At 59.5% G+C, this 2,229-nt stretch carries 2 protein-coding genes; both read left to right on the top strand.

What is annotated here, in order from left to right:
• Positions 1-362 precede the first annotated feature (362 nt).
• Positions 363-1,538, top strand: coding sequence for an acyltransferase family protein (locus tag AC5JJ6_RS10610; protein ID WP_496042006.1), 1,176 nt, complete (start codon positions 363-365; stop codon positions 1,536-1,538).
• Between the two features lie 224 nt (positions 1,539-1,762).
• Positions 1,763-2,229, top strand: a 467-nt coding sequence (locus AC5JJ6_RS10605) for an AAA family ATPase (protein ID WP_496042005.1), incomplete at its 3' end; no start/stop codon positions are given.

Here is a 2,229-nt window from a genome sequence, read left to right as displayed (position 1 = left end):
AGCAGGAAACGGCCGCTACGAATTTGCCGACTCATCATAAAAAGATGCAATGATATAATAATCGTCTTCTGGTGTCGTCCAGGTTACAGATAGGGCCGCATTCCGCAGCGACACTCATAGACCTCCAAATTTTATTATCGTAAGGATCGGCTATGCGGAAGTTGTTAATGGGAAACATCATAAGGGACCTTGCTCTCCCCAATCGGCATCCTTCAAGTGGAGAGCCGGTGGAATTGGCTGCCACCTTCCTTCACTTGGCTTGTTCTGTCCTGAGCCACGCCGTGAGAGTGGTGCGACGATAGACCGTCGGATATGCCGTCCGATATTCGCCGCCAGCCGGACGCCGACCTTGGAGCGATGATATGGAACGGAAACACTACCTGGACCATCTCAGAGCTTTTCTGATGTTCCTGGGTATCCCGTACCACACCGCCATGATCTACTCGACCAACATCGACTGGCTGGTATCTTCTGTCGAAACGTCGTTTCTGCTGACATGGATGTTCCAGTTCACCCACACGTTCAGGATGCCTGCATTCATGATCGTCTCGGGCTTCTTCGCCATGATGATGATCCGGAAGCAGGGCGACGCCGTGTGGCTGAGGAGCCGGTTTTTCCGGCTGGGCGTGCCCCTTGTCACCGTGGCGCTCCTGGTCAATCCCTGGCAGATGCTGGCGAGGGCGCTCGCCGTTTCCGATAACCCGGATGCCTGGCGGAACTGGCTGTCGTTGCTGTCCAGTCCGGGTGGACACTGGGTCGAACAGCTATGGTTCCTGGCCGATCTGCTGATCTACTCGACGGTGCTGGCCCTGGGATGGAGGTATGGCGCGAAGGTACGGCTGGGGCCGCTATGCAATGCCGGATTGGACCTGATCGGCCGCGACCGGAAGAACGCCGTCCTGGCCTTGATCCTGACAGGAACCGGTGTCGTCGCGGCGGCGACTGCGGGCAGCATGCTTGACCTGAACATTCTGCTGTCGGGAATGATCCAGACGATACGGACCGTTGCCTTCGCGCCGTTCTTCCTCCTGGGGGCGGCCCTGGCCTATCGTCCCGAATGGCTCGAGAAGTTCACCACCATCCATTGGCCTGCCTGTGTCGCCGCTGCGGTGGCTTGCGTGATCCTGACGCTCGTGGAGCCGAGGGAGGAGCCGGTCTACAAAGCGGCGAGCTACTTCCTGACGCCTGTTGCCGGTATCCTGTCGGCCCATGTGCTGCTGTGCGGCGCCCGCCGCTGGTTCAACCATGCCAACGCGCTCACCAGAAGGATGGCGGATGCCTCCATGGACGTTTACCTGTTCCACATGGTTTTCGTCTGCTGGTTCGGTCTGCTCTTCACGAATACCTCATGGCCCGTGATGGGCGAGTTCGCCTTGATCGTGATCGGAACGACGATCGCCTCGTTCGGCGTTCACGGCCTGGTCCGCAGGAGCGAAACGCTCAGGTTCCTGTTCAACGGAGTTTCATCGAGCGGGGTCTCACCGGGTGGCCGTTCCCGAGAACGCCGGTACGTGCGGGGTTTGCAGAATGGACCGTAAGCGCCGTCGTCGTCCGGCTCGCCACGCCTTCCTCCTTCTTCAGTTCCGCCGTCTTTTGTCCGCCGGACTGTAGCCGATCGGCAAGGAGACGAAAATAACGAATCGAACAAATAGTGAACGACATAATACGTCTGACGTGATAGTGTCCGGTCAGGAAGGCTCGCTTTGCTGGTCCGGCCAGCCGCGAAGCAGGGCTGTGGCACCGAACATCAGAGACTTTTTCCATGGCGTTCAAACGAGTTGACAAAGATATCCTTCCCCCAAGACGCTGGGCGTTGAAGGGCCGGTACGGCGATGGCAAGTCGACTTTCATCCTGGCAATGCAGCAGCCGGCGCTGATCGTGGACGCGGACGGACGCCGCCACGAACTCAAGGGCGGGGAACTGTACGAGCTGAGCGAGGAACCGGCGGACAACCGGTCGGTCGAGCGCATCCAGGACCTCCTGGACCGGAACATGCCGGGATCCGGCATCAAGACGATCGCGATCGACAGCATCACGTCGCTGATCGGCAGCTCAATCGCGCGTGCGATGCTGGACAACGCGGCCGACCGCAACAGGAACAAGAACCAGGCCTGGGTGGACAAGGCCGAGAAGATGCGCCTGCTCCAGGACTCCGTCACGGCGCATGGAACGCATGTCCTGTGGGTCTGGCACCTCGAGGACGCGCAGCTCAACGGTCAGACCCATAT

The organism is Skermanella sp., assembly GCF_059503625.1.
Note: the sequence above shows the minus strand (reverse complement) of the source record. Positions and strands in the feature narration are given on the sequence as shown.